19 protein-coding genes are annotated in these 21,729 nt (G+C 58.3%); 12 read left to right on the forward strand and 7 right to left on the reverse strand.

From position 1 onward, the window contains the following. Positions 1-11: 11 nt before the first annotated feature. Positions 12-1,196, reverse strand: coding sequence for a glycine C-acetyltransferase (locus ACR0MO_RS18760; protein ID WP_480892733.1), 1,185 nt, complete (start codon positions 1,194-1,196; stop codon positions 12-14). A gap of 111 nt (positions 1,197-1,307) precedes the next feature. Continuing rightward, positions 1,308-1,871 carry an XRE family transcriptional regulator gene (locus ACR0MO_RS18765; protein WP_170634446.1) on the reverse strand — a complete coding sequence of 188 codons (564 nt, stop codon included), beginning with the start codon at positions 1,869-1,871 and terminating at the stop codon, positions 1,308-1,310. A 117-nt stretch (positions 1,872-1,988) separates the two neighbouring features. On the opposite strand from ACR0MO_RS18765, the gene ACR0MO_RS18770 reads away from it, so the two are divergent. Beyond that, on the forward strand, positions 1,989-3,164 hold the full coding sequence (locus tag ACR0MO_RS18770) for an acetyl-CoA C-acyltransferase family protein (RefSeq protein WP_480892736.1): 1,176 nt from the start codon (positions 1,989-1,991) through the stop codon (positions 3,162-3,164). Positions 3,165-3,260: 96 nt separating this feature from the next. Here ACR0MO_RS18770 and ubiB read toward each other — a convergent pair whose 3' ends face one another. Beyond that, positions 3,261-4,790, reverse strand: a complete 1,530-nt coding sequence (gene ubiB / locus ACR0MO_RS18775) for a 2-polyprenylphenol 6-hydroxylase (protein ID WP_480781863.1) — start codon at positions 4,788-4,790, stop codon at positions 3,261-3,263. Beyond that, positions 4,790-5,542, reverse strand: a complete 753-nt coding sequence (gene ubiE, locus ACR0MO_RS18780; RefSeq protein ID WP_480892739.1) for a bifunctional demethylmenaquinone methyltransferase/2-methoxy-6-polyprenyl-1,4-benzoquinol methylase UbiE — start codon at positions 5,540-5,542, stop codon at positions 4,790-4,792. The genes ubiB and ubiE overlap by 1 nt, the downstream gene beginning before the upstream one ends. Positions 5,543-5,628: 86 nt before the next feature. Between ubiE and mutM the strand changes: the two genes are divergently transcribed. The 6 genes from mutM to recF all read left to right on the forward strand — a co-directional run bounded on the left by mutM (position 5,629) and on the right by recF (position 12,266). Further along, entirely contained in the window at positions 5,629-6,480 is an 852-nt protein-coding gene (gene mutM, locus ACR0MO_RS18785; protein ID WP_480892742.1) for a bifunctional DNA-formamidopyrimidine glycosylase/DNA-(apurinic or apyrimidinic site) lyase, read from the forward strand. A 66-nt stretch (positions 6,481-6,546) separates the two neighbouring features. Continuing rightward, positions 6,547-7,323 (forward strand): enoyl-CoA hydratase, encoded by a 777-nt coding sequence (locus ACR0MO_RS18790; RefSeq protein ID WP_170455731.1) that lies wholly within the window; start codon positions 6,547-6,549, stop codon positions 7,321-7,323. A 228-nt stretch (positions 7,324-7,551) separates the two neighbouring features. Continuing rightward, complete coding sequence (rpsT, locus tag ACR0MO_RS18795; protein ID WP_039541017.1) at positions 7,552-7,815, forward strand: 30S ribosomal protein S20; 264 nt, start codon at positions 7,552-7,554, stop codon at positions 7,813-7,815. 557 nt (positions 7,816-8,372) lie between these two features. Continuing rightward, on the forward strand, positions 8,373-9,761 hold the full coding sequence (gene dnaA, locus ACR0MO_RS18800; protein ID WP_170634440.1) for a chromosomal replication initiator protein DnaA: 1,389 nt from the start codon (positions 8,373-8,375) through the stop codon (positions 9,759-9,761). A gap of 229 nt (positions 9,762-9,990) precedes the next feature. Further along, positions 9,991-11,112 (forward strand): DNA polymerase III subunit beta, encoded by a 1,122-nt coding sequence (dnaN, locus tag ACR0MO_RS18805; protein ID WP_170455727.1) that lies wholly within the window; start codon positions 9,991-9,993, stop codon positions 11,110-11,112. 59 nt (positions 11,113-11,171) lie between these two features. Continuing rightward, on the forward strand, positions 11,172-12,266 hold the full coding sequence (gene recF, locus ACR0MO_RS18810; protein ID WP_170624737.1) for a DNA replication/repair protein RecF: 1,095 nt from the start codon (positions 11,172-11,174) through the stop codon (positions 12,264-12,266). Here the strand turns inward: recF and ACR0MO_RS18815 are convergent. After that, positions 12,263-12,829 carry a carboxymuconolactone decarboxylase family protein gene (locus ACR0MO_RS18815; RefSeq protein WP_480875134.1) on the reverse strand — a complete coding sequence of 189 codons (567 nt, stop codon included), beginning with the start codon at positions 12,827-12,829 and terminating at the stop codon, positions 12,263-12,265. The two genes, recF and ACR0MO_RS18815, sit on opposite strands and share 4 nt — an antisense overlap. A 100-nt stretch (positions 12,830-12,929) precedes the next feature. On the opposite strand from ACR0MO_RS18815, the gene ACR0MO_RS18820 reads away from it, so the two are divergent. Beyond that, a complete protein-coding gene (locus tag ACR0MO_RS18820; RefSeq protein WP_480892745.1) occupies positions 12,930-13,502 on the forward strand; it encodes a TetR/AcrR family transcriptional regulator in 573 nt (190 codons plus the stop codon). A 102-nt stretch (positions 13,503-13,604) separates the two neighbouring features. Then, the gene (gene gyrB, locus ACR0MO_RS18825; protein WP_480892750.1) at positions 13,605-16,022 is read left to right on the forward strand and encodes a DNA topoisomerase (ATP-hydrolyzing) subunit B; all 2,418 of its coding nucleotides are present in this window, start codon (positions 13,605-13,607) and stop codon (positions 16,020-16,022) included. Between the two features lie 39 nt (positions 16,023-16,061). Here gyrB and ACR0MO_RS18830 read toward each other — a convergent pair whose 3' ends face one another. Beyond that, complete coding sequence (locus tag ACR0MO_RS18830) at positions 16,062-16,949, reverse strand: LysR family transcriptional regulator (RefSeq protein ID WP_170524379.1); 888 nt, start codon at positions 16,947-16,949, stop codon at positions 16,062-16,064. 78 nt (positions 16,950-17,027) lie between these two features. On the opposite strand from ACR0MO_RS18830, the gene ACR0MO_RS18835 reads away from it, so the two are divergent. The 3 genes from ACR0MO_RS18835 to ACR0MO_RS18845 all read left to right on the forward strand — a co-directional run bounded on the left by ACR0MO_RS18835 (position 17,028) and on the right by ACR0MO_RS18845 (position 18,956). Continuing rightward, positions 17,028-17,468, forward strand: a complete 441-nt coding sequence (locus ACR0MO_RS18835) for a DoxX family protein (protein ID WP_480892753.1) — start codon at positions 17,028-17,030, stop codon at positions 17,466-17,468. Positions 17,469-17,497: 29 nt separating this feature from the next. Next, entirely contained in the window at positions 17,498-18,286 is a 789-nt protein-coding gene (locus tag ACR0MO_RS18840) for a nuclear transport factor 2 family protein (RefSeq protein WP_480892756.1), read from the forward strand. Between the two features lie 169 nt (positions 18,287-18,455). After that, entirely contained in the window at positions 18,456-18,956 is a 501-nt protein-coding gene (locus tag ACR0MO_RS18845) for a hypothetical protein (RefSeq protein WP_170455716.1), read from the forward strand. A gap of 11 nt (positions 18,957-18,967) precedes the next feature. Here the strand turns inward: ACR0MO_RS18845 and ACR0MO_RS18850 are convergent, their stop codons facing one another. Continuing rightward, positions 18,968-21,679: an AsmA family protein gene (locus ACR0MO_RS18850; RefSeq protein WP_480892759.1), complete on the reverse strand. Its 2,712-nt coding sequence runs from the start codon at positions 21,677-21,679 to the stop codon at positions 18,968-18,970. Between the last annotated feature and the right edge of the window lie 50 nt (positions 21,680-21,729).

A 21,729-nucleotide genomic window follows, 5' to 3' on the forward strand; every position in this document is an offset into this window, starting at 1 on the left:
GTTGGGGCGCATCAAATCACCCCCAGTTCTTTGCCGACCTTGCCGAAGGCGGCCAAGGCGCGATCCAGATCGCCCTTGGTTAGAGCCGCATTCATCTGCGTCCTGATCCGCGCCTGCCCACGCGGGACAACGGGGAAAAAGAAGCCCGAGACATAGACGCCCTGGTCAAACAGGCGCGATGCCATCTCTTGCGCCAGCGTTGCCTCACCCAGCATCACCGGGATGATCGGGTGTTCGCCGGGCAGCAGATCGAAACCCAGTTTCTCCAGCCCCGCGCGCCAGTATTTCGCGTTGCCAAACAGTTGCTTGCGCAGCATGTCGCCCTGTTCGACCAGACGGATGGCCTCAAGCCCGGCAGCGACGATCGAAGGCGGCAGCGAGTTAGAGAACAGATAGGGCCGCGCCCGCTGCCGCAGCAGGTCGATCACCGGCTGCGGCCCAGCGATATAACCGCCGATTGCCCCCCCAAGTGCCTTGCCCAATGTTCCCGTCAGAATATCCACATCGACGCCGAAATGGTCCGGTGTTCCGGCCCCGTTCGGCCCCATGAAGCCGGTGGCGTGGCAGTCATCGACCATGACAAATGCGTCGTATTTATCGGCCAGTTCACGGATCTTCGGCAGGTTGGCCAGATAGCCATCCATCGAAAACACACCGTCAGTAGCGATCATGATATGCCGCGCCCCGTCCGTGCGCGCCTGTTTCAGCCAGGCTTCGAGGTCGTTCATGTCATTGTTCAGATAGCGATAGCGTTTCGCCTTGCACAGGCGCACCCCGTCGATGATCGAGGCATGGTTCAGGCTGTCTGAAATAATCGCGTCTTCAGGCCCTAACAAAGGCTCAAACAGCCCTCCGTTCGCGTCAAAGCAGGCGGCGAACAGGATCGCATCGTCCTTGTTTAGGAACTGCGCCAGCTTCTGTTCCAACTCACGGTGAATGTCCTGCGTACCGCAGATGAACCGGACCGAGGCCATGCCGAACCCTTTCGGCCCCATCGCGCCCTGGGCGGCCTCGATCAGCGCGGGGTGATCGGCCAGACCCAGATAATTGTTGGCGCACAGGTTGATGACCTGTTTGTCGCCCACAGTAATCTCACCGCCCTGAGGCGAGGTGATCATGCGCTCGCGCTTATACAGGCCTTCCGCTTCGATCTGCGCGAGGGTGTCCGTGATATGGGACAGGAATGCATCTGCCATGGCGGCCTCCGTTCAACCTGAGTCGCATATCTAACATAACGGAGGAATTTCCCAAATAGGGGAATTACAGTATGAAGGAAAAATATCCGTGAAGGCGGAAATTTGCCGGTTTCAAGCGTTCTTTACGATCAGGAAGACCCGGGCCGGTGCGCTGGCCGAGATGGAATGGGCGATATCTGCCGCATAGCGGGCAGTGTCGCCCTGTCTCAGCTCGGTTACGGCGCTGCCCGAGGTGACTTTGACCGCGCCGTCCAGCACGGTCAGTTGTTCACGCGCGCCGCGTGCGTGGGGCTGGCTGTTCAGCGCGCCGCCTGCGTCGAACTGAATGTCATAGACCTCGTGCCCGCCGGCCTCTTCTGGCGGGGACAGGATGCGGATACGGCAGTTCTGGCCCATATTGTCGATGCTGGGCACCTCGGATTTCCTGAGCACTTCGATCTGGTCGGCGGTCTTGGTCCCCTCCAAAAGACCGGCAAAATCCACCTGCAGCGCGCGGGTCAGGTTCCACAGGGTCGAGATCGTGGGGCTGCTTTCGCCCCGTTCGATCTGGCTGACCATGGATCGCGAGACGCCGCTGAGATTGGCGACCGCTTCCAGCGACAGGCCCTTGGCCCGGCGCGCCTCTTTCAACCGCGCGGGCAGCAGGTTCAGGATATCGTCTGTGTTTTCCGTCATGACGGAATCCTTGCGGCTTGAGCGGACAGATGTCAATTCCGACCGTGACGGGACGTCCTACGCGACAGTATCTTTCTGCATGTGCATACTGCAGCCAAAATTCAGCAGGAGAGATCCATGACCGATATCGTAATCCTTGATGGTGCCCGCACCGCAATTGGCACCTTTGGCGGCGCCCTGGCCTCGACCGCGCCGATCGATCTGGCGACCGTGGCAACCGAGGCCGCGCTGGAGCGTTCGGGCGTCGAGGGGGCCCAGATCGGCAACGTGGTGTTTGGTCATGTGATCAACACCGAGCCGCGGGATATGTACCTGTCGCGCGTCGCTGCGATGCAGGCCGGTATTCCGAACAGCACACCTGCGATGAACGTGAACCGTCTGTGCGGATCCGGTGCGCAGGCGATTGTTTCGGCGGTTCAGTCGCTGATGCTGGGCGATGCCGAATTTGCCGTCGCGGGCGGGGCCGAGAGCATGTCGCGCAGCCCGTATATCGTGCCGCAGGCGCGCTGGGGCGCGAAGATGGGCGACATTTCCTCGCAAGACATGATGCTGGGCGCGCTGAACTGCCCGTTTGGCACCGGCCATATGGGTGTGACGGCAGAGAACGTGGCTGACGAACATCAGATCAGCCGCGAGCAGATGGATGAGTTCGCTATGACCAGCCAAACCCGCGCGGCAGCGGCGATTGAGGCCGGTCTGTTCGACAGCCAGATCGCCCCGGTGCAGTTGAAGGTCAAGCGCGATATGGTTGACTTCAAGGTGGACGAGCATCCCAAGGCGACCTCGCTTGAGGTGCTGGCCGGGCTGCGCCCCGTATTCAAGAAAGATGGCCGGGTAACGGCGGGCAATGCCTCGGGCATTAATGACGGCGCGGCGGCAATGGTACTGGCAACGGCGGATGCGGCTGAGAAGGCCGGTCTGAAGCCCAAAGCACGCGTGGTGGGTTACGCCCATGCTGGCGTTCGCCCCGAAGTGATGGGCATCGGTCCGGTTCCGGCGGTTCAGAACCTGCTGAAAAAGACCGGCCTGTCGGCCGAGGATTTCGACGTCATCGAAAGCAACGAGGCGTTTGCCTCGCAAGCGCTGGCCGTCAATCAGGAACTTGGACTGGACGCGTCGAAAGTGAACCCCAATGGCGGCGCAATTGCGCTGGGTCACCCGGTGGGTGCAACCGGTGCGATTATCACTCTGAAGGCGCTTTATGAGCTGGAGCGCACAGGTGGGTCCAAAGGTCTGATCACCATGTGCATTGGTGGTGGTCAGGGGATCGCCATCGCCATCGAGCGGCTTTGATCTGAAGCCGGGCAGGGGGGCTGTCTGCCCCCCATCGCGCCCTGGCGCGATTCCCCCCGAGGATATTTCTGGCCAGATGAAGCGGGCGGGTTGGTTTTAGCTGAGCGCGTTGAGCAGCAAGACAAGCGCCGCGCCTGCTGCGGCGCCTATGGTTGCCGGTAGGGCGGCGGACCAAAGCGGCGATTTTTGGGGTTCGTCTTTTTGCGTCTGGGCGATCAGGGCGTTTTCGACCAGTGATGGCAGGCGCGGGCCGAACCGGGCCAGTACCATTGCCGTCTTGCCGAAATCTCGCAACGCCGCGCGGGGACCGATGGATTGCTTGATGTAATCCTCGACCACGGGACGGGCGGTTTCCCAGATGTTCATATGTGGGTCTAGTGAGCGGGCCACACCCTCAACGACGACCATGGTGCGCTGCAGCAAGATCAGTTCGGTCCGGGTTTCCATGCCGAAGCGCTCGGTGACTTCGAACAGGTAGTTCAGCAGGCGGCCCATCGAAATATGCGAGGCGTCCATGCCGAAGATGGGCTCGCCCACGGCGCGCAGGGCGCGGGCGAATTCATCGACATCCCGGTCGGCGGGGACGTATCCGGCCTCGAAATGGACTTCGGCCACGCGTTTATAGTCGCGGCGGATGAAGCCAAAGAGGATCTCGGCATAGACCCGGCGGGTATATTCGTCGATATGGCCCATGATGCCATAATCATAGGCGATGATGTCCCCGTTTGCGGCGACCTTCAGGTTGCCCTGATGCATATCGGCATGGAAAAATCCGTCGCGCAGGGCGTGCAGCAGGAACATGCGCAACACGCGTTCCGCCAAATCGCGGCGGTTGTGGCCTGCGGCGTCGAGCGCGTCGTTGTCGCCCAGCGGGATGCCATCCGCCCAGCTGAGTGTCATCACCCGCCGCGCCGACAGCGACCATACCACGGGGGGCAGCCAGAAGCCTGCGTCGTCTTTGGTGTTGGCCGCATACTCCGAGGCGGCGGCGCTTTCCAGACGCAGGTCCAACTCGCCGCGCACCACGCCGTCGAAATGTTCGATGACCTCCATGGGCCGCAGGCGGCGCGCGCCGGGGGCAAAGAGTTGCACGATGCGGGCAGCGAAATAGAAGGCGTCCACATCCTTGCGGAAGGCGCGCTCGATCCCCGGGCGCAGAACCTTGACGGCGACGTCTTCGCCGGTGCTGACCAGCTTGGCCTTATGGACCTGCGCGATGGAGGCGGCAGCGATGGGTTCGCTGAAATCGCTGAATATCTCGGCGACGGGCTGGCCCAGTTCCTTTTCAACTTCGGCCAAGGCCTCGGATTTGGAAAAGGGCGGTAGCTTGTCCTGAAGAACGCGCAACTGAGCGGCCAGTTCATTGCCCACTACATCAGGCCGGGTGGACAAGACCTGCCCGAACTTGATGTAGGCCGGACCCAAGGCGGTAAGGGCGCGGGTGGCGGGCGGCATATCTGGGTCGCCCTTGTAGCCCAGCCACTGGAAGGGTTTTCCCAAAGCATGGGCGACGAAACGCAGCGATTTGGGCGCCTCGAACGCATCCAGCACCACGTTCATGGCGCCTGTGCGCTCGAGCGTGGCGCCTGTACGGATCAGGCGTATAATGTTGTGAGGGCCGCGCATTAAATCTTCCAGCCGGAATGCAGCGCGGCGATGCCCATGCTGAGGTTGCGGTACTTGGCGTTTTCAAACCCTGCGGTGCGGACCATGGTCAAGAAGGTGTCCTGATCAGGGAATTTGCGGATCGATTCCACCAGATACTGATAGCTGTCATAGTCGTTTGCGATCAGCTTCCCCATGCGCGGGATGACGTTGAAGCTGTAGAGGTCATAGAGTTTCTGCAGCCCGTCATTGGGCAACTGGCTGAATTCCAGCACCATCAGGCGACCACCGGGTTTGAGGACGCGGAACGCCTCGTTCAGGGCCTCTTGCGGGCGGGTGACGTTCCGGATGCCGAATGAGATGGTGTAGACGTCAAAGGTGTTGTCTTCGAACGGCAGGGCCATCGCATCGCCCACCACCCAGTTCAGGCTGTCCGACATCTGATCGGCCTCGGCACGTTGGCGGCCTTCGACCAGCATCGGCTCGGTCAGGTCCAGAACGGTCGCGTGGCCGTGGCCCGCGCGCTTCAGGAACCGGAAGGAAATATCGCCGGTGCCGCCCGCCACATCCAGCAGGCGCTGACCGGGGCGCGGGGCCAGCCAGTCCATCATCGCGTCTTTCCAGACCCGGTGAATGCCCATCGACATGACATCGTTCATCACGTCGTATTTCGAGGCGACCGAGTTGAACACGCCCTGTACGCGCCCGGCCTTGTCAACCTCGCGCACGGTTTCGAACCCGAAATGAGTGGTCTTGTCGTTGGTGTCGGACATTTGCCTTGCCGTTCGTCGAATTTCGCCTCTGTTATAGGGCCATAAGAAGCGGGCACAATGCGGCCCTTTGGAATAGGAGCCATCTAATGCCCGAATTGCCCGAGGTCGAGACAGTAAAACGCGGCCTGAGCCCTGCAATGGAAGGGGTGGTGATCGAGCGCGCGCATGTGAACCGACCCGATCTGCGCTGGCCTTTCCCGGATCGGATGGCCGAACGGCTGACCGGGCAGCGGGTAGAGCGGTTGCGGCGGCGGTCGAAATACATTCTGGCCGATCTCAGCAGCGGTGAGACGTTGCTTATTCACTTGGGCATGTCCGGGCGGATGACGGTTTCGGGCGATCCGCTGGGGCAGTTTGTGCATGACCATCCGATGCCTGAGAAACACGACCATGTTGTAATTCACATGGCCAACGGTGCGCGCGTCACCTTCAACGACCCGCGCCGGTTCGGGGCGATGGACCTGCTGCCGACGGCCACCGCCGAGGCACATAAGCTGCTGGCGGTTCTGGGGCCGGAACCGTTGGGGAATGATTTCCACGAACAGCACCTGATCGACGCGTTCAGGGGCAAGAACACACCTGTGAAATCCGCCCTGCTGGATCAGGGAATCGTTGCCGGGTTGGGGAATATTTACGTCTGCGAGGCTTTGTATCGCGGAAAGGTGTCGCCACGTCGCAAAGCGGGGCAAATTTCTTCGGCACGTGTCTCGGGTCTTGTGCCGATCATCCGGCAGGTGTTGCAGGACGCCATAGACGCAGGCGGATCCTCGCTGCGCGATTTCCGCCAAGCCGATGGAGAACTTGGATATTTTCAGCACAGCTTTGATGTCTACGGGCGCGAAGGCGAACCCTGCCGGACCGAAGGGTGTAGCGCCCGGATCAAGAGAATCACCCAGTCCGGTCGCTCAACTTTCTATTGCGCGCAATGCCAAAGATAACTTGATCCAGCTTTTGCGCGTGATAATGACTCGTATCTGAACGGAACAACCGGAAGCTTTCACCTCATGGCTTTTGAGACGATCATCGTCGAAATCGAAGACCACGTCGCCCTTATCAAGCTCAACCGACCGGACGCGATGAACGCGCTGAACACTCAGTTGCTGGGTGAGTTGTGCGATGCACTGGAAGACGCTGACCGCAACGACAAAGTGCGCTGCATCGTGATCACCGGCTCGGACAAAGCCTTTGCCGCCGGTGCGGACATCAAGGAAATGTCCGAGATGAGCTTTGTCGATGTGTTCAACACCAATCTGTTTGCTGACGCCAACGACCGCGTCACAGCCATCCGCAAGCCAATCATCGCCGCCGTTGCGGGATATGCGTTGGGCGGGGGCTGCGAACTGGCGATGATGTGTGACTTCATCATTGCCGCCGATACCGCCAAATTCGGCCAGCCCGAGATCAATCTGGGCGTCATCGCAGGCTTGGGGGGCACGCAGCGTCTGACCCGCTTTGTGGGTAAGTCGAAAGCGATGGACATGAACCTGACCGGCCGCTTCATGGACGCCGAAGAGGCCGAGCGCGCAGGTCTTGTCAGCCGTGTGGTTCAGGCCAAGAAGCTGATTGAAGAGGCTGTGGGCGCAGCCCAGAAGATTGCCGAGAAATCGCAGCTGACCGCGATTGCCGCCAAGGAAGCGGTGAACCGCAGCTATGAATTGCCGCTGAACGAAGGGATGCTGTTCGAGCGTCGCGTCTTCCACTCGATGTTTGCGACCGAAGACCAGAAAGAGGGCATGGCCGCCTTCCTGGAAAAACGCGCAGCCCAGTTCCGCGACAAGTAAACCAGCGGAGCATTCGAAACAGGCGGGCCCGGCCCGCCTTTTTTCATGGCCGCTATGCGCCGGTAAAGAATCGGCTTGGCAAAGACCGCAAACTTGGATAACTAGCGCCGCTATACATGCGCGTGCGGCCCGCTTGGCCCGACTCACACTCGTGATTTCTGATCCGGTGCGGATATATCCGTGGCGCGCAACCCAAGATAACCGTACCGAACAAAGGTCAAGAAACACATGGCTAACTCGCCCCAGGCAAAGAAGCGCGCACGTCAGAACGAAAAGCGTTTCGCCGTTAACAAAGCGCGTCGTTCGCGCATCCGCACCTACCTGCGCAAAGTTGAAGAAGCGATCGCATCCGGCGACAAGGACGCGGCCACCGCAGCCCTACGCGCCGCTCAGCCCGAGCTGATGCGCGGTGTCACCAAAGGCGTCTTCCACAAGAACACCGCAGCCCGCAAAATGTCGCGCCTGTCGGCCCGCGTCAAAGCACTGGGTTAAGCTTTTTGGGTGACCTAGGGTCATGTCAGAAAGGCTGAACTAAATTGAAAGGCGTCGCGGGCAGCGGCGCCTTTTTCACGTGTTGCCGGAATACCGCGCCCTCACGAAACCGAGAGATTCTTTCGGCCAAAGAGCCGAGTCAATATCAGAGTTTCGTTGCCGCGACCCATTTCATCTTGCTACCACTGTTACAGCGATTCACTCGCTTGGGGGGACAGGCTGTTTCCTCGGTCAGACTGACGGGCATCAGGATGATTGAGGAGCTAGCGTCGTTGACCGGCCTTGGCCGGGCTGCCGATCTGCCATGGATCTCGGGATAACCGCTGATCCGGGCCCTGTCTAAAAAAATGTGTTTGCGATGTGCCACCCGGTTTGCCGGACGCTGTTGTTTTGTTTGGCGTCTGAACCTGGCAGTACTGACATTCGGGCGAATAACCCGCCGGACTACTCGGTCCGGCGCACCGTATCCCTGTGCGTGTGTTTTCGTAATCCGGGTTACCGGATCCGTATGAATAAGGCCGACAGGCCAATAAAGAATGGGATGCGTGAGGCGCTTGATGACACAAGAGAAATGGGGACTACTGCGTAATAAATTGCTTAAGGTGATTGGCCGGAACAACTACACGACCTGGATCGAACCGCTGGAGTTCGAAGAGCTGCAGGACGGTGTGGCGGTGTTTTCCGTGCCGACAAACTTTATGGGCAATTACGTAAGCCAAAACTTTGCCGACCTCATTTTGTATGAACTGAACACGTCGGGCGAATCCGTGCAGCGCCTGGATTTCCGTGTTGCCGCAAATACGCCGGCGCGCCCCAATCCCGTTGCGCGCCCTCAGGCCGATCCCGAGCCTGTGGCAGAAGCGCCTGCTGCCAGATCAGATGTTGCGCAGGAGGCCTTGGATTCCCTTCAGGCCGCACCGCTGGATGCGCGCTTTACTTTTGACAGCTTTGTCGTCGGCAAGCCGAACGAATTGGCCCATGCCGCTGCGCGCCGCGTCTCGGAGGGCGGGCCGGTGACGTTCAACCCGCTGGTCCTGTATGGGGGTGTCGGTCTGGGTAAGACGCACCTGATGCACGCCATTGCGTGGGAGTTGAAAACCAAGCATCCCGAACTGAATGTGCTGTACCTGTCGGCGGAACAGTTCATGTACCGCTTTGTTCAGGCCCTGCGCGAGCGTCGGATGATGGATTTCAAACATCTGTTCCGTTCGGTCGATGTGCTGATGGTCGATGACGTGCAGTTCATCGCCGGGAAGGATTCGACGCAGGAGGAATTCTTCCACACATTCAACGCGCTGGTCGATCAGAACAAGCAGATCATCATCTCGGCCGACCGCGCCCCCGGTGAAATCAAGGATCTGGAAGAGCGCGTGAAGTCGCGCCTGCAATGTGGTCTGGTCGTTGATCTGCACCCGACCGATTATGAACTGCGTCTGGGCATCCTGCAGAACAAGGTGCAGCAGCATATCAGCACCTATCCGGATCTGGTTATCGCGGATGGCGTGCTTGAATTCCTCGCCCATCGCATCTCGACCAATGTTCGGGTGCTGGAAGGCGCGTTGACGCGTCTCTTTGCCTTCGCCTCGCTGGTCGGGCGTGAGATCGATATGGAATTGACGCAGGATTGTCTGGCCGATGTGCTGCGCGCATCGGAGCGCAAGATCACCGTCGAAGAGATTCAGCGCAAAGTCTCGGATTATTACAACATTCGTCTGTCCGACATCATCGGTCCGAAACGCCTGCGGTCTTACGCGCGTCCGCGTCAGGTGGCGATGTATCTGTGCAAGCAGCTGACCAGCCGGTCCCTGCCCGAGATCGGGCGCCGCTTTGGCGGGCGCGACCACACCACGGTCATGCATGGTGTCAAACGCATCGAAGAGCTGAAAGTGACGGATGGCCAGATCGCGGAAGACGTGGAAATGCTGCGTCGCGCGCTGGAAGCCTGAGGTTTACCCCTAAAACCACTCAGAGACGCCTCGGGACTTGGGTTCCGGGGCGTTTTCTTGTGCGCAATTGTCCACGGTCGCGGATGAACTGTGTCCACAGCACAACGCGCCCCTTGACCGAATGGGTTTTCCAACCCAGAAATCCGTAAAAAATCCTTGTGCCACAGGGCTGAACCGCTAACGTGCCAGTCCCGCCCATTTCGGCACTTAAGTCAGAGGAATTGAGGGTATGAAGATCAGCATCGAACGCGGCACCCTTCTCAAGGCCGTTTCGCAGGCCCAATCGGTTGTCGAACGTCGCAACACAATTCCGATCCTGGCCAATGTGCTGATCGAGGCCGAAGGCGATCAGGTTCAGTTCCGCGCCACCGATCTGGATATCGAAGTGGTCGACAAGGCTCCGGCGCAGGTCGAGAAGGCCGGGGCGACCACAGTGGCGGCCACAACGCTGCATGAGATTGTGCGCAAACTGCCTGACGGGGCGCTGGTGACACTGACGGCGGACAGCGCTGCGGGCCGTTTGACGGTTGAGGCGGGTCGCTCGAATTTCTCGCTGGCGACATTGCCGAAAGAGGATTTCCCGGTGATGGCGTCCTCGGAATATCAATCGAACTTTACGGCCTCGGCGGCGCTGCTGCGGCGGCTGTTCGACAAATCTAAATTTGCGATCTCGACGGAAGAGACGCGCTATTACCTGAACGGCGTTTACATGCATGTCACGGATGGCTCCGACGGCAGCAAGGTGTTGCGCTGCGTGGCTACCGATGGTCACCGACTGGCGCGGATCGACGCGGATTGTCCGGATGGGGCGGCGGACATGCCCGGCGTGATCGTGCCGCGCAAGACCGTGGGTGAGTTGCGCAAACTGCTGGACGATGACGAGATGGACATCGCCGTGTCGGTCAGCGAAACCAAGGTGCGTTTTGCGACGCCCGACATCACGTTGACCTCAAAGGTCATTGACGGCACCTTCCCCGACTACACCCGCGTTATTCCGCAGGGCAATACTCGCAAATTGGAAGTGGACGCGGCTGAATTCGCTCAGGCCGTGGATCGGGTGGCAACGGTTTCATCCGAACGCTCGCGCGCGGTGAAGCTGCAATTGGACGGTGACAAACTGGTGCTGTCGGTCAATGCCCCGGACAGCGGCGCGGCCGAAGAAGAACTGGCCGTGGCCTATGGCGATGAGCGGTTGGAGATCGGATTCAACGCGAAATATCTGTTGGAGATTGCGTCTCAGGTCGATCGTGAGAATGCAGTGTTCCTGTTCAATTCTGCCGGTGATCCGACCCTGATGCGTGAAGGCAATGATCAAAGCGCGGTTTACGTTGTCATGCCGATGCGCGTCTGATCGCGCTGGCGCGCGATGCCTCCGGCGGAGGTATTTTTGAACAGAAGAAGGGAGGGGTCATGGGATTGGCCCTGACCGAGCTTACGGTCTCGCATTTTCGGTCTCACAAGCTGGCGCGGTTGTCTTTGGATGGGCGGCCTGTGGCGATTCATGGGCCGAACGGGGCCGGGAAGACCAACATTCTGGAAGCGGTGTCCCTGTTTTCGCCTGGGCGCGGGATGCGGCGGGCGAGCGCGGCCGAGATGACGCGGCGGCCCGAGGCGCTGGGCTGGAAGCTGTCCGGGCTGTTGCAGGCGCAGGGGCAACGCTACGAGATCGAGACCTGGTCCGAGGGTGGCGCGGCGCGGCAGGTTCGGATTGATGGCAAGGCGGCGAGTCAGATTGATCTGAGCAAGCTGGCGCGGGTTGTCTGGCTGATCCCCTCGATGGATCGGCTGTGGATCGAGGGGGCCGAGGGGCGGCGGCGGTTTCTGGACCGGATCGCGCTGAGTTTTGATCCCTCGCATGCTGAGGCATCCCTGACTTATGAAAAATCCATGCGGGAACGGAATCGCCTGCTGAAAGAGCAGGTGCGCGATGCCCATTGGTACGCCGCGCTGGAAGGACAGATGGCCGAAACCGGGTATCGCATTCACGCAGCGCGGTTGGCGGCGCTGGATCATCTGCGCGTGGCGCAGGACCAGGCAGAGACGGCGTTTCCGTCGGCTGATCTGGAATTGGTGCAGACCGAAGGTGCGATGCCAGATACAGCAGACGACCTGCGAGAGGCGCTCAACGAAAGCCGGTTTCGCGATCTGGCGGCGGGGCGGACTTTGGTGGGGCCTCACCGGTCTGATCTGTACGGAGTGTTTGCGGCCAAGGGCGTGCCGGCCAAGGATTGCTCGACTGGTGAACAGAAGGCGTTGCTTGTCTCGCTGATCCTGTCGAATGCGCGGGCGCTGGCCGGGATGGTCGGGGCCCCGCCCATTGTGTTGCTGGATGAGGTGGCCGCGCATCTGGACGCGGATCGACGGGCGGCGCTGTATGATGAGATTTGCGCGCTGGGGGCTCAGGCCTGGATGACGGGCACCGGGCCTGAACTGTTTGCGGAATTGGGGGACCGGGCCCAGACGCTGGTTGTCACCGAAGGCGACGCGGGCTCGGTCGTCGTTTAGGCGGGTTCGCTGACTTTACGTTCCCACAGGAAGCCGCGCATCACTTCGTCGACCGGTGTTTGTGCCATGTGGTTGACGTAGTTCGACATGGTTTTCTGCGCCAGACCCAGAACCACGTCCAGAACCGCGCGGTGCGAGTAACCTGCGTCAAAGAATGCCTGCATCTGTGCGTTGGTGACGTTGCCGCGGGTTTCCATCATCTGCAGGGTGAAGCTGCGCAGCGCCTCAAGCTTGGCCGATGGCAGCGGGGTTTCGTTGCGCAGCGCCTCGGTGATCTCATCCGAGACCTTCATCATCTTGGCAATGCCTGTATGGGCCGGGACGCAGTAATGGCACTCGTTCTCCACATTGATGGTCTGCCAGACCACGGTTTTCTCGTCATTGTCGAAATCGGTCTGCATGAACAGGTGATGCAGAACCTGATAGCCTTCCAGATGTTGCGGGCTTTCAGACATCACCTTGTGCAGGCCCGGCAGACGACCAAAGGCAGCCTGCGACTTTTCCAGCAGTGGTTTGGACCCTTCCGGGGCGGTTTCGAGGTCATGAGAGGGGAAGTTTGCCATGTCAAAACTCCTGTTTCTGGCGCGATAAGGCAGAAATAGGGTTTCTTGAGCAATCACTCAAGTATATATTTGAGCAATCGTTCAAGAAATGGTGAAGAGAATGCCAAGAAAACCCGGATATGACCGAGACGCGCTGATCGCGCAGGCCAGGGATATGTTCTGGCGTCAGGGATGGGCGGGGACCTCGCTGAAAGATCTTGAGCGTGAATTGAAGCTGAAACCCGGCAGTTTCTATGCAGCCTTTGGGTCGAAAGACGCGCTGTATGCGCTGGCATTGAAGCGCTACACGCAGGACGGCATCGCGCGGCTTGAGGTGCTGGCTGAGGAGCTTGGGCCAAAAGGCGCGCTGAAGGCGCAGCCGTTTCGGGTGATCGAGGCGGCGGATATGCCAGCCAAAGCCTGCATGCTGGCCAAAACCTATGCCGAGTTGCAGGCGAAGGATCACGATTTGGCGGATCGGGCAGGTGCCTATATGGCCGAGATGAAAGCATGTTTTGCCGCCCTGTTTCGGCGCGCGCAAATGGACGAGGAGATCGGGCCCGAGCATGATCCCGAACGGTTGGCCGCGCGCTACCAATCCGACCTTTTGGGGCTGCGTCTGTCAGCTGAGCGCAGAGACGTGGACGCCGTTGCTATCGCCTCGGATATCGCGGCTGATCTGGACAGGCTTTGACCTTTCGCGATCGGCAGCGAATGGCACAAAATGTGGGGGTAGCGCGTGACAATCCCCACCAGAAAACGTATAAGTTATCAAAATAATATAGGTACTGACTGAATGTCCGAAGACGCACAGGCACCACAGGAATACGGCGCGGATTCCATCAAGGTTCTCAAAGGGTTAGAAGCTGTTCGCAAGCGTCCCGGTATGTATATCGGGGACACGGATGATGGCTCGGGTCTGCACCACATGGTGTATGAGGTTGTCGACAATGGGATCGATGAGGCTCTGGCCGGTCATGCCGACCATGTGACGGTGAAAATCCACGCCGATTCCAGCGTCTCGGTCAGTGACAACGGGCGCGGAATTCCGGTGGATATTCACCCCGAGGAAGGCGTGTCCGCTGCCGAGGTCATCATGACCCAACTGCACGCGGGTGGTAAGTTTGACAGCAACTCGTACAAGGTGTCGGGCGGGTTGCACGGCGTTGGCGTTTCGGTGGTGAACGCGCTGTCCGACTGGCTGGAACTGCGCGTCTGGCGGAACGGCAAGGAACACGTTGCCCGGTTTGAAGGCGGCGAGACGGCCGAGCATCTGAAGGTGGTCGAGGAATGCGGCGACCGCACCGGGACCGAGGTGCGGTTCCTGGCCTCGACCGACACGTTCTCGAACCTGGAATACTCGTTTGAGACGCTGGAAAAACGCCTGCGCGAACTGGCCTTCCTGAACTCGGGCGTGCGCATCATCCTGATCGACGAACGCCCTGCCGAACGGCTGGAAACCGAACTGTTCTATGAGGGCGGCGTCAAGGAGTTCGTCAAATATCTGGACCGCTCCAAAACGGCGGCGATGGCCGAACCGATCTATATCAAAGGTGAGCGCGATGACATTGGCGTGGAAATCGCCATGTGGTGGAATGACAGCTACCACGAAACGGTGCTGCCATTCACCAACAACATCCCGCAGCGCGATGGCGGTACGCACGTGGCGGGCTTCCGCGGCGCGCTGACGCGGACCATCAACAACTATGCGCAGTCCAGCGGGATTGCGAAGAAGGAAAAGGTCAGCTTTACCGGTGACGACGCGCGCGAGGGCCTGACCTGTGTGCTGTCGGTCAAGGTGCCCGATCCGAAATTCTCATCCCAGACCAAGGACAAGCTGGTCAGTTCCGAAGTGCGCCCGGCGGTCGAAGGTCTGATGAACGAAAAACTGGCCGAATGGTTCGAGGAAAACCCGAACGAGGCCAAGACCATCGTCGGCAAGATCATCGAGGCCGCCCTTGCCCGTGAAGCGGCGCGCAAAGCCCGCGAACTGACCCGCCGCAAGACCGCGATGGACGTGAACTATCTGGCTGGCAAGCTGAAGGATTGCTCCGAAAAAGACCCATCCAAGACCGAAGTCTTCCTCGTCGAGGGGGACTCAGCTGGTGGTTCGGCGCAAACGGGCCGGGACCGGCTGACGCAGGCGGTTCTGCCGCTGCGCGGGAAGATCCTGAACGTCGAACGCGCGCGGTTTGACCGGATGCTGTCCTCGCAGGAAATCGGCAATCTGGTGATGGCGCTGGGCACTGGCATTGGCCGGGATGAGTTCAACATCGAAAAGCTGCGCTACCACAAGATCGTCATCATGACCGACGCGGATGTGGACGGCGCGCATATCCGGACGCTGCTGCTGACCTTCTTCTACCGGCAAATGCCGGAGCTGATCGAAGGCGGGTATCTCTATATCGCGCAGCCGCCGCTCTATAAGGTTTCGCGCGGTAAATCAGAGGTTTACCTGAAAGATCAGGCGGCGCTGGATGATTACCTGATCAATCAGGGCGTCGAGGGCGCGGTGCTGAAACTCGGCTCGGGCGAGGAGATCATCGGTCAGGACCTGACCCGCGTGGTTGACGAGGCGCGGCAGTTGAAACGCGTGCTGGACGCCTTCCCGACGCATTATCCGCGCCACATTCTGGAACAAGCCGCCGTTGCCGGGGCCTTTGTGCCCGGCGCGGTGGATGCCGATCTGCAGGGCGTTGCCGACAAGGTTGCGGCGCGTCTTGATCTGATCGCGCTAGAATACGAGCGCGGCTGGCAGGGCCGGATCACTCAGGATCACGGCATCCGTCTGGCCCGCATCCTGCGCGGCGTCGAAGAGGTCCGCACGTTGGACGGCCCCATGCTGCGCTCGGGCGAGGCGCGCAAGACCGGCGGCTTCACCCAAAGCCTGCAAGAGGTCTACAACACCCCAGCCACCCTGATCCGCCGCGACAGGATGCAAGCCATCCACGGGCCCCTGGATCTGCTGCGCGCGATTCTGGAAGAGGGCGAAAAGGGCCTGTCGCTGCAACGCTACAAAGGTCTGGGCGAAATGAACCCCGACCAGCTATGGGAAACCACACTGGACCCGGACGCGCGCACGCTGTTGCAGGTTCGCGTGGACGATATGGTCGAGGCGGATGACCTGTTCACCAAGCTGATGGGCGATGTGGTCGAACCCCGCCGCGAGTTCATCCAGCAAAACGCGCTGAGTGTCGAGAATTTGGATTTCTGAGGAGTTGTAGGGAACCTCAAAAACCGACAGCGTGAGCGATTAAACATCCAGCTGGCTGCGGATCCAGCTGAGAAGGGGGGATCGCGCGTCTCGCTCATGCCAAATTGCGCGTACCCCCAATTCCGGCAGGGGAAAAGGGCAATCACGCGTGACTAGATTTCCGTTGATGGCTGCGGCTTGGGCGAGCGTCTCCGGTACAAAAGCGATTAGATTTGTTCCTTCCAGGAAGGCTGGTTGCAGATGCAGACTATCCGTCACCAGCCCAACCTGGCGTGGGGGCAAACCCTGAGCCTTGCCAAAAAGGTGAATTGGATCATCTTGTTTGGCCATGAGGCTCAGCCGGACATGTGGATATAGAAAGATCGTCTCGGCATTCCAGCTGTTCAACGCTGGGTGGGTTCGGTCCAATAGGCACACAAGGCGCTCGCGCAGTAGCAGCTTTTGAAGAAACTTCGGATTTGCCTGAAGCCCTGCGCCAATGATCAAATCGGCATCACCGGAGTCGAGCATCTGGTAGCTGTGATCCGAATAGCTGTGAATTTCGAACACGATCCCTGGTGCTTGCTCTCGAATACGCCGAACAGCGTTTGCAAGGAAACTGGTTGCAATGAAATCATGAGCATGAATTCGAATAGTTGCGCGTGCGTTTTCAGGTGAGAACGTCACCGGTGCGGTCAGTACGCTGATCTCAGAAAGGATCGTGTTCAACCGCGCCGCAAGGTCCAGAGTGCGCGCTGTTGGCACCATTTCGCGCCCTTGTTTGACGAACAGAGGGTCGTCAAACACGCGGCGCAATCTTGCCAGAGTGTGACTCATGGCAGGTTGCGTTACGCTCATTCGCTGCGCAGCCCGCCCGACATGCCGTTCCGAGATGAGGGCTTGTAGAGATTTCAGTAGATTGAGGTCAATTCCATCAATTTCATTCATACTATGAAGAAATAGTGATTATTTCCAATCATGTCCATTGAGTGCCATTTCCCTCTCGACCACCAGAGGAACGGATAGATGAATATTCTGATCACAGGGGCCAGCAGCGGCTTCGGAAAAGAAATGGCCATCAGACTTGCGGGCGAAGGCCAGACTGTGTTTGTCGGATTGCTGTCTCTCTTCTTCCTTTTTGCAAGCTCGATCAAGATCTTCGGCTGGCAGAAGTTCATTTTCGAAACCCAACTGGCGATGTTCATCAAATACGGGTTGAACCGGCAGATCATGGCCTTGGTTGGCGTGGTTGAATTGTTTGGCGCAATCGCGATCTGGTTTCAGGGATCCTGGGTCGGAACCTTGGGCGCGTTGGCAATTCTTGGCACGTCCATCGGCGCCATTGGGTGTCATCTGATCTGGGACACCTGGAAAGAAGGCGTTCCTGCCATGGTCACAGGCACCTTGTCCGCTATCGTAGCCTGGTCTGGCCGTGACGCGTTGTTGAGCATTTTAGGTATTGGCTAAAACCAAACAGTGAAACGGGAGTACATATCGTGACTGACAGTATCCGCGTGGCAAATGCCAAGGGCCTTTATCTGGAAGGCATTCGTGATGGCAAAATGGTCGAAGCGCTCGATAAATATACCGGCGATCGCTACACGCAACATTCAACGGGTGTACGTGATGGTAAAGAAGGTTTCATCGAGTTCTTCACACCTTTTCTTGAGCGGAATCCGGTGCACGACATTCAGGTTCTGCGCACCATCGAGGATGGGAGCTTCGTCTTCGTGCATGTGTATCAAAGCCTCAACAACGGTGAAGCCCAGTGGGTAACGGCCGATATCTTTGATACCAACGACGACGGTAAAATCGTCGAGCATTGGGATGTGATTGCCGCGTATAAATGGCCAACCGTCTCGGGCCGCAGCATGGTGGATGGCCCAACCGAAATCGAAGATCTCGACCTGACCGAGGCCAACAAGACCGTGGTGCGAGGGTTCATCGACAATGTCCTGATGGCCGGACGCACCGATCTTGTGAATGACTACATATCGACCGACCAATACGATCAGCACAACCCAGACATAGCCGACGGATTGGAAGCTTTCTCCAGGCATCTTGGAGAGGTGGCGAATGGAGGAAAAACTGCGCATTACGTCAAAGTTCACCGACTACTCGGCCAAGGAAATTTTGTGGTTGCTTTTAGCCATGTAAAACAAGACGAGGACGATTGGGCTGTCTTTGACTTGTTCCGGCTCAAGGGCGGGAAGATCGTCGAACATTGGGATGTTCAGGAACAGATTGGTCCAAAGGAGACTTGGAACAACTCTGGCAAATTCTAGGGGAGGAGGCAGTCATATTTTCGCTGGTAGGGGTTTAAGATGATTGCTTTTTCAGGGCAAAGGCGCTGATGCCGGCTCAACATTCCAGAAACTGAATGGTTGTATTTGAATAACCCCGCGCGATACTCTGAACGCAGCTTATACTTTCGAAACTAGTGTGGAGTATCGAATGAAGAAGTTGGTGTTGACAGCAATGGCATTGATCTCCACTGGCGCGGCGTGGGCCGCCGGTATGGAACGGTGGGGCGAATCCGGGGACTGGACAATTCTGATTGATCCCGAAAAGGGCAACGGCTGTCTTGCGTGGAAACCGTTTGAAAATGACATGACCGTTGAAATCGGCGCGGCACCCAATCAGGCCGGTGGCTTTTTTGCCGCCTTTAATCCGGCGTGGGTTCAAATCGAGGACGGGGCGACAGGGATTGTACAATTCGATTTTGGTGATGCGAAATTCGAAGGTGAAGCGGTTGGTGTCTTCAAGAATGGCGTGCCCGGTGGCTACGCCTTTTTCGACAACCCGGCATTTGTAACCGAGTTTGGAAAACGCCAAAGCGTTACGATCATTGGTGAAAGTGGGGCCGAGGTGGAACTTGATCTCAGCGGGTCTGCCAAAGCCATTGAGGCCGTTCTGGCATGTCAGGCCGAACAGCCGGAACCGCTGAAGAACTAGGACGCGCCCGATTATTCCAATTGATTGATGTCTGGCACACATGGCTGCCTTTCGGCAGGCATTTCATCAGCACCGCCCGGAGCCTTGTTTCTGGACCCGCCCACATCCAGCTTGAATTTTGGCGACGAAAGCGGGCCAGTCACATCAAAGGGCCAGGCGCTTCGGGAAAGGGGTTTACCCACGCGCCGCGGCTCCGCTCGTATTGCTATCGTATCGTTCAGCCAGTCCACTTGCCCCCTTGCAACCAATTGAACTGATCCCGTTTCAATGACGATGGAGTTTGAGCTGACCCGCCCGGCCTGGATATCAACCGGGGCGACCACGCACGTGATGTCGGTGTAGCCTTGTCTGAATTCTTCTGAAAACAGCCACGGGAAAATACCCAGCCCGGCCAGTTCCAGTAGACTGGTACTAATGTAACCTTGCGACATCGACAAAGACGCATTGCCGCGCATCGAGTTGACGAAGGCCTTGCCCGAGGCGGTACTGCCAGAAACGTTGAACTCACCGCTCAATCGCCCATAGGCATCAATACCTATGCCCAATTCATCAAGGATCTCACCGAATTCCCATCCCGAGGTCGATCCTGACAAGGAAAGCCAATCAGGTGAGTCAATCAGATCCATGACTGCACGCAGGCTGAAGTTTCCGCCACCATAAGCCATCTGGAGCGGGCCGAAATCCACGGTTCCTTCTTTGGCAGACAATTGGCTTGAAACAGATGTAACGCCTTGCTGGCCTACAATCTCTTTGAATTCGATCAGCACCTCGACGTCAGCTTCTCGCAGCACGCGCTGCACATCCAGAAGATCGGCAGGTTTCCCTTTTTCTTTTGGCAACACCAAGGGCTGGACATTTGTCTCCTTCGGTAGAACCAAGGGTTGAACCTCGGTTTCAGGTTTTTGCGAGGCCTCGCCTACCAGGCCCTTCAGTTGGTCCAGTACGGCGGTGAGGGTCTTCAGGTCGTTGAGATCGAGCCTCTCGCTCGTAATGTTGCCCCGAACGACGGATGCACCTTCGGGAAACCGCGCATCCAAAGCGGCAAGAAGATGCGAAGACCCGGCTTCGAACTCGATTGCGGCATCAAAGTCTTCGCCCTGCCTGGAGGTTTCAGCATCGATCGCCAGAGCGCCGATTTCGACAGGTTGCAAGTTGAGCGCGGTCAGAAACTGCGCACCGTCGTCGACATCCAGTTCCACGTCAAAATCAAGACCAGCGAGCCCTTTGAGCTCGTTAACTGATAGCGCAAGATCCAGCGCCCAGAGATCGGTGTCGTAAGTGGTCGCGTTAAACCTGTTGAGTGAAACCGGCCCGCCCGCATTGGATATGTTGAAATCGGCTTTGATGCCGCCGAATTGGTAAACATAGTCTTCTTCGAGGTTGGGCAAAATCAACTTGGCAGGCCCGTTCAACACACCATCGAATGTTACGTCCTGAAGCTGAAGCAGGTCGAGGATTTCACCTTCGGCTTTGAGGACCGGTTCCTCAATTGGCCCGGCTTGCAAGGCAATTCCCAGCATGGCGAGCCGGCCGTCCGGCATGCGGCGAATGCTTTCGATTGAAGCTGGGCCGATTACGTCCAGCCCTTGGTCAAACGCATTGGTCTGGAACAGCAACTTCTCGAATTCGAAGGAAGCCAGCGATCCGACCATATGCATTTCAAAGCCTGTGAATTTCAGCTCCTGAATACTCTTTGCTGCTGGCGGCGGCTGCCCTTCCGGATGAAGCCGTGCGTTGAAAAGCAGATCGACGCCCTGAGCAGTGTAGAGATCATCTATGGAACCCTCAGCTTCAAGTTTCTGCCCATCCTCAAGGCTTACGGTGCTTGTAAACGCTTCGATCTTCAGGGCGTCCTGAGACACGAGTTCAGCTTGCAACTGGCCATTGCCTTCCAAAACCCGTTCCAATCCAATGACGTCCAGAAAATCACCAAATTCTCCGGTGTCCATCTCTAAGACTGCGCGATAGCCGCCACCTTCGTCTTCCGCCAATGGCTCGCCGTCGTAGCTTACGGTCATTTCGCCAAAGCTGGCGCGCGTCGTAAATGGCGCTTCATGGGGGTAGTCGCCTTCGATTTCGAAACCCTGACCGTTGACGGAGCCGGAACCAGAGACCTTTGACCGTTGTCCACTATCTACTTGTTCGAGCGCGAGGGACTGAAGGTCAAACACAAACGAGAAGCCCGAGACCTTGTCATCGATGTTTAACCCTATTGATGTGAAACGGACGTTCTTGTCGCTCAGGAAGTTCAGGATTCCACTGCCTTCTGTGTCACTCTCACTGGCACTATCAGCGCTGGCGACGTCTTTTTGATCCTCCGCTGATACAGGTTCCTCGGACGCGGGCTTGGGTGTTGGATTGCCTTTTCGCCAGCTTGTTGTGCCGTCTGCGGCTGTAAGAATATTCGCCTGCAGGCCTTCCACGACCAGATTGTCAAAATGCAGACGCCCATTGGTCAAAGCGGCAATGTCCAGCTCCAATTCCAGCAGGTTCAATTCAACAAGGGGTGAGTCCGGCATTGTCAGGCTCGGGATGACCACACCACCGACGTAAATGTGACTAATGCGGCCAAGCGCGACGCTTACATCATCGTTTACTAGAAGTGGTCGACCAATTTGTTCCGAAAGAACTCTTTCTACAAGGTCGCGCCGCAAGTCCGAGAACATCGGAGCAGCAAGCAATAACCAAACAAATGCGACTGCTGCGAATGCAAGTAATGCCACAAGCCCAATTATTCTAAATAGCCAAACCCTCATATGCTCCCCTATCGCCG

This window comes from Ruegeria sp. K5 (assembly GCF_056531805.1).

What these genes read in the sequence shown, in the direction of transcription:
- ACR0MO_RS18760 (WP_480892733.1), bottom strand. Translation starts at nt 1,196, where the DNA reads ATGGCAGATGCATTCCTGTCCCATATCACGGACACCCTCGCGCAGATC.
- ACR0MO_RS18765 (WP_170634446.1), bottom strand. Translation starts at nt 1,871, where the DNA reads ATGACGGAAAACACAGACGATATCCTGAACCTGCTGCCCGCGCGGTTG.
- ACR0MO_RS18770 (WP_480892736.1), top strand. Translation starts at nt 1,989, where the DNA reads ATGACCGATATCGTAATCCTTGATGGTGCCCGCACCGCAATTGGCACC.
- ubiB (WP_480781863.1), bottom strand. Translation starts at nt 4,790, where the DNA reads ATGCGCGGCCCTCACAACATTATACGCCTGATCCGTACAGGCGCCACG.
- ubiE (WP_480892739.1), bottom strand. Translation starts at nt 5,542, where the DNA reads ATGTCCGACACCAACGACAAGACCACTCATTTCGGGTTCGAAACCGTG.
- mutM (WP_480892742.1), top strand. Translation starts at nt 5,629, where the DNA reads ATGCCCGAATTGCCCGAGGTCGAGACAGTAAAACGCGGCCTGAGCCCT.
- ACR0MO_RS18790 (WP_170455731.1), top strand. Translation starts at nt 6,547, where the DNA reads ATGGCTTTTGAGACGATCATCGTCGAAATCGAAGACCACGTCGCCCTT.
- rpsT (WP_039541017.1), top strand. Translation starts at nt 7,552, where the DNA reads ATGGCTAACTCGCCCCAGGCAAAGAAGCGCGCACGTCAGAACGAAAAG.
- dnaA (WP_170634440.1), top strand. Translation starts at nt 8,373, where the DNA reads ATGACACAAGAGAAATGGGGACTACTGCGTAATAAATTGCTTAAGGTG.
- dnaN (WP_170455727.1), top strand. Translation starts at nt 9,991, where the DNA reads ATGAAGATCAGCATCGAACGCGGCACCCTTCTCAAGGCCGTTTCGCAG.
- recF (WP_170624737.1), top strand. Translation starts at nt 11,172, where the DNA reads ATGGGATTGGCCCTGACCGAGCTTACGGTCTCGCATTTTCGGTCTCAC.
- ACR0MO_RS18815 (WP_480875134.1), bottom strand. Translation starts at nt 12,829, where the DNA reads ATGGCAAACTTCCCCTCTCATGACCTCGAAACCGCCCCGGAAGGGTCC.
- ACR0MO_RS18820 (WP_480892745.1), top strand. Translation starts at nt 12,930, where the DNA reads ATGCCAAGAAAACCCGGATATGACCGAGACGCGCTGATCGCGCAGGCC.
- gyrB (WP_480892750.1), top strand. Translation starts at nt 13,605, where the DNA reads ATGTCCGAAGACGCACAGGCACCACAGGAATACGGCGCGGATTCCATC.
- ACR0MO_RS18830 (WP_170524379.1), bottom strand. Translation starts at nt 16,949, where the DNA reads ATGAATGAAATTGATGGAATTGACCTCAATCTACTGAAATCTCTACAA.
- ACR0MO_RS18835 (WP_480892753.1), top strand. Translation starts at nt 17,028, where the DNA reads ATGAATATTCTGATCACAGGGGCCAGCAGCGGCTTCGGAAAAGAAATG.
- ACR0MO_RS18845 (WP_170455716.1), top strand. Translation starts at nt 18,456, where the DNA reads ATGAAGAAGTTGGTGTTGACAGCAATGGCATTGATCTCCACTGGCGCG.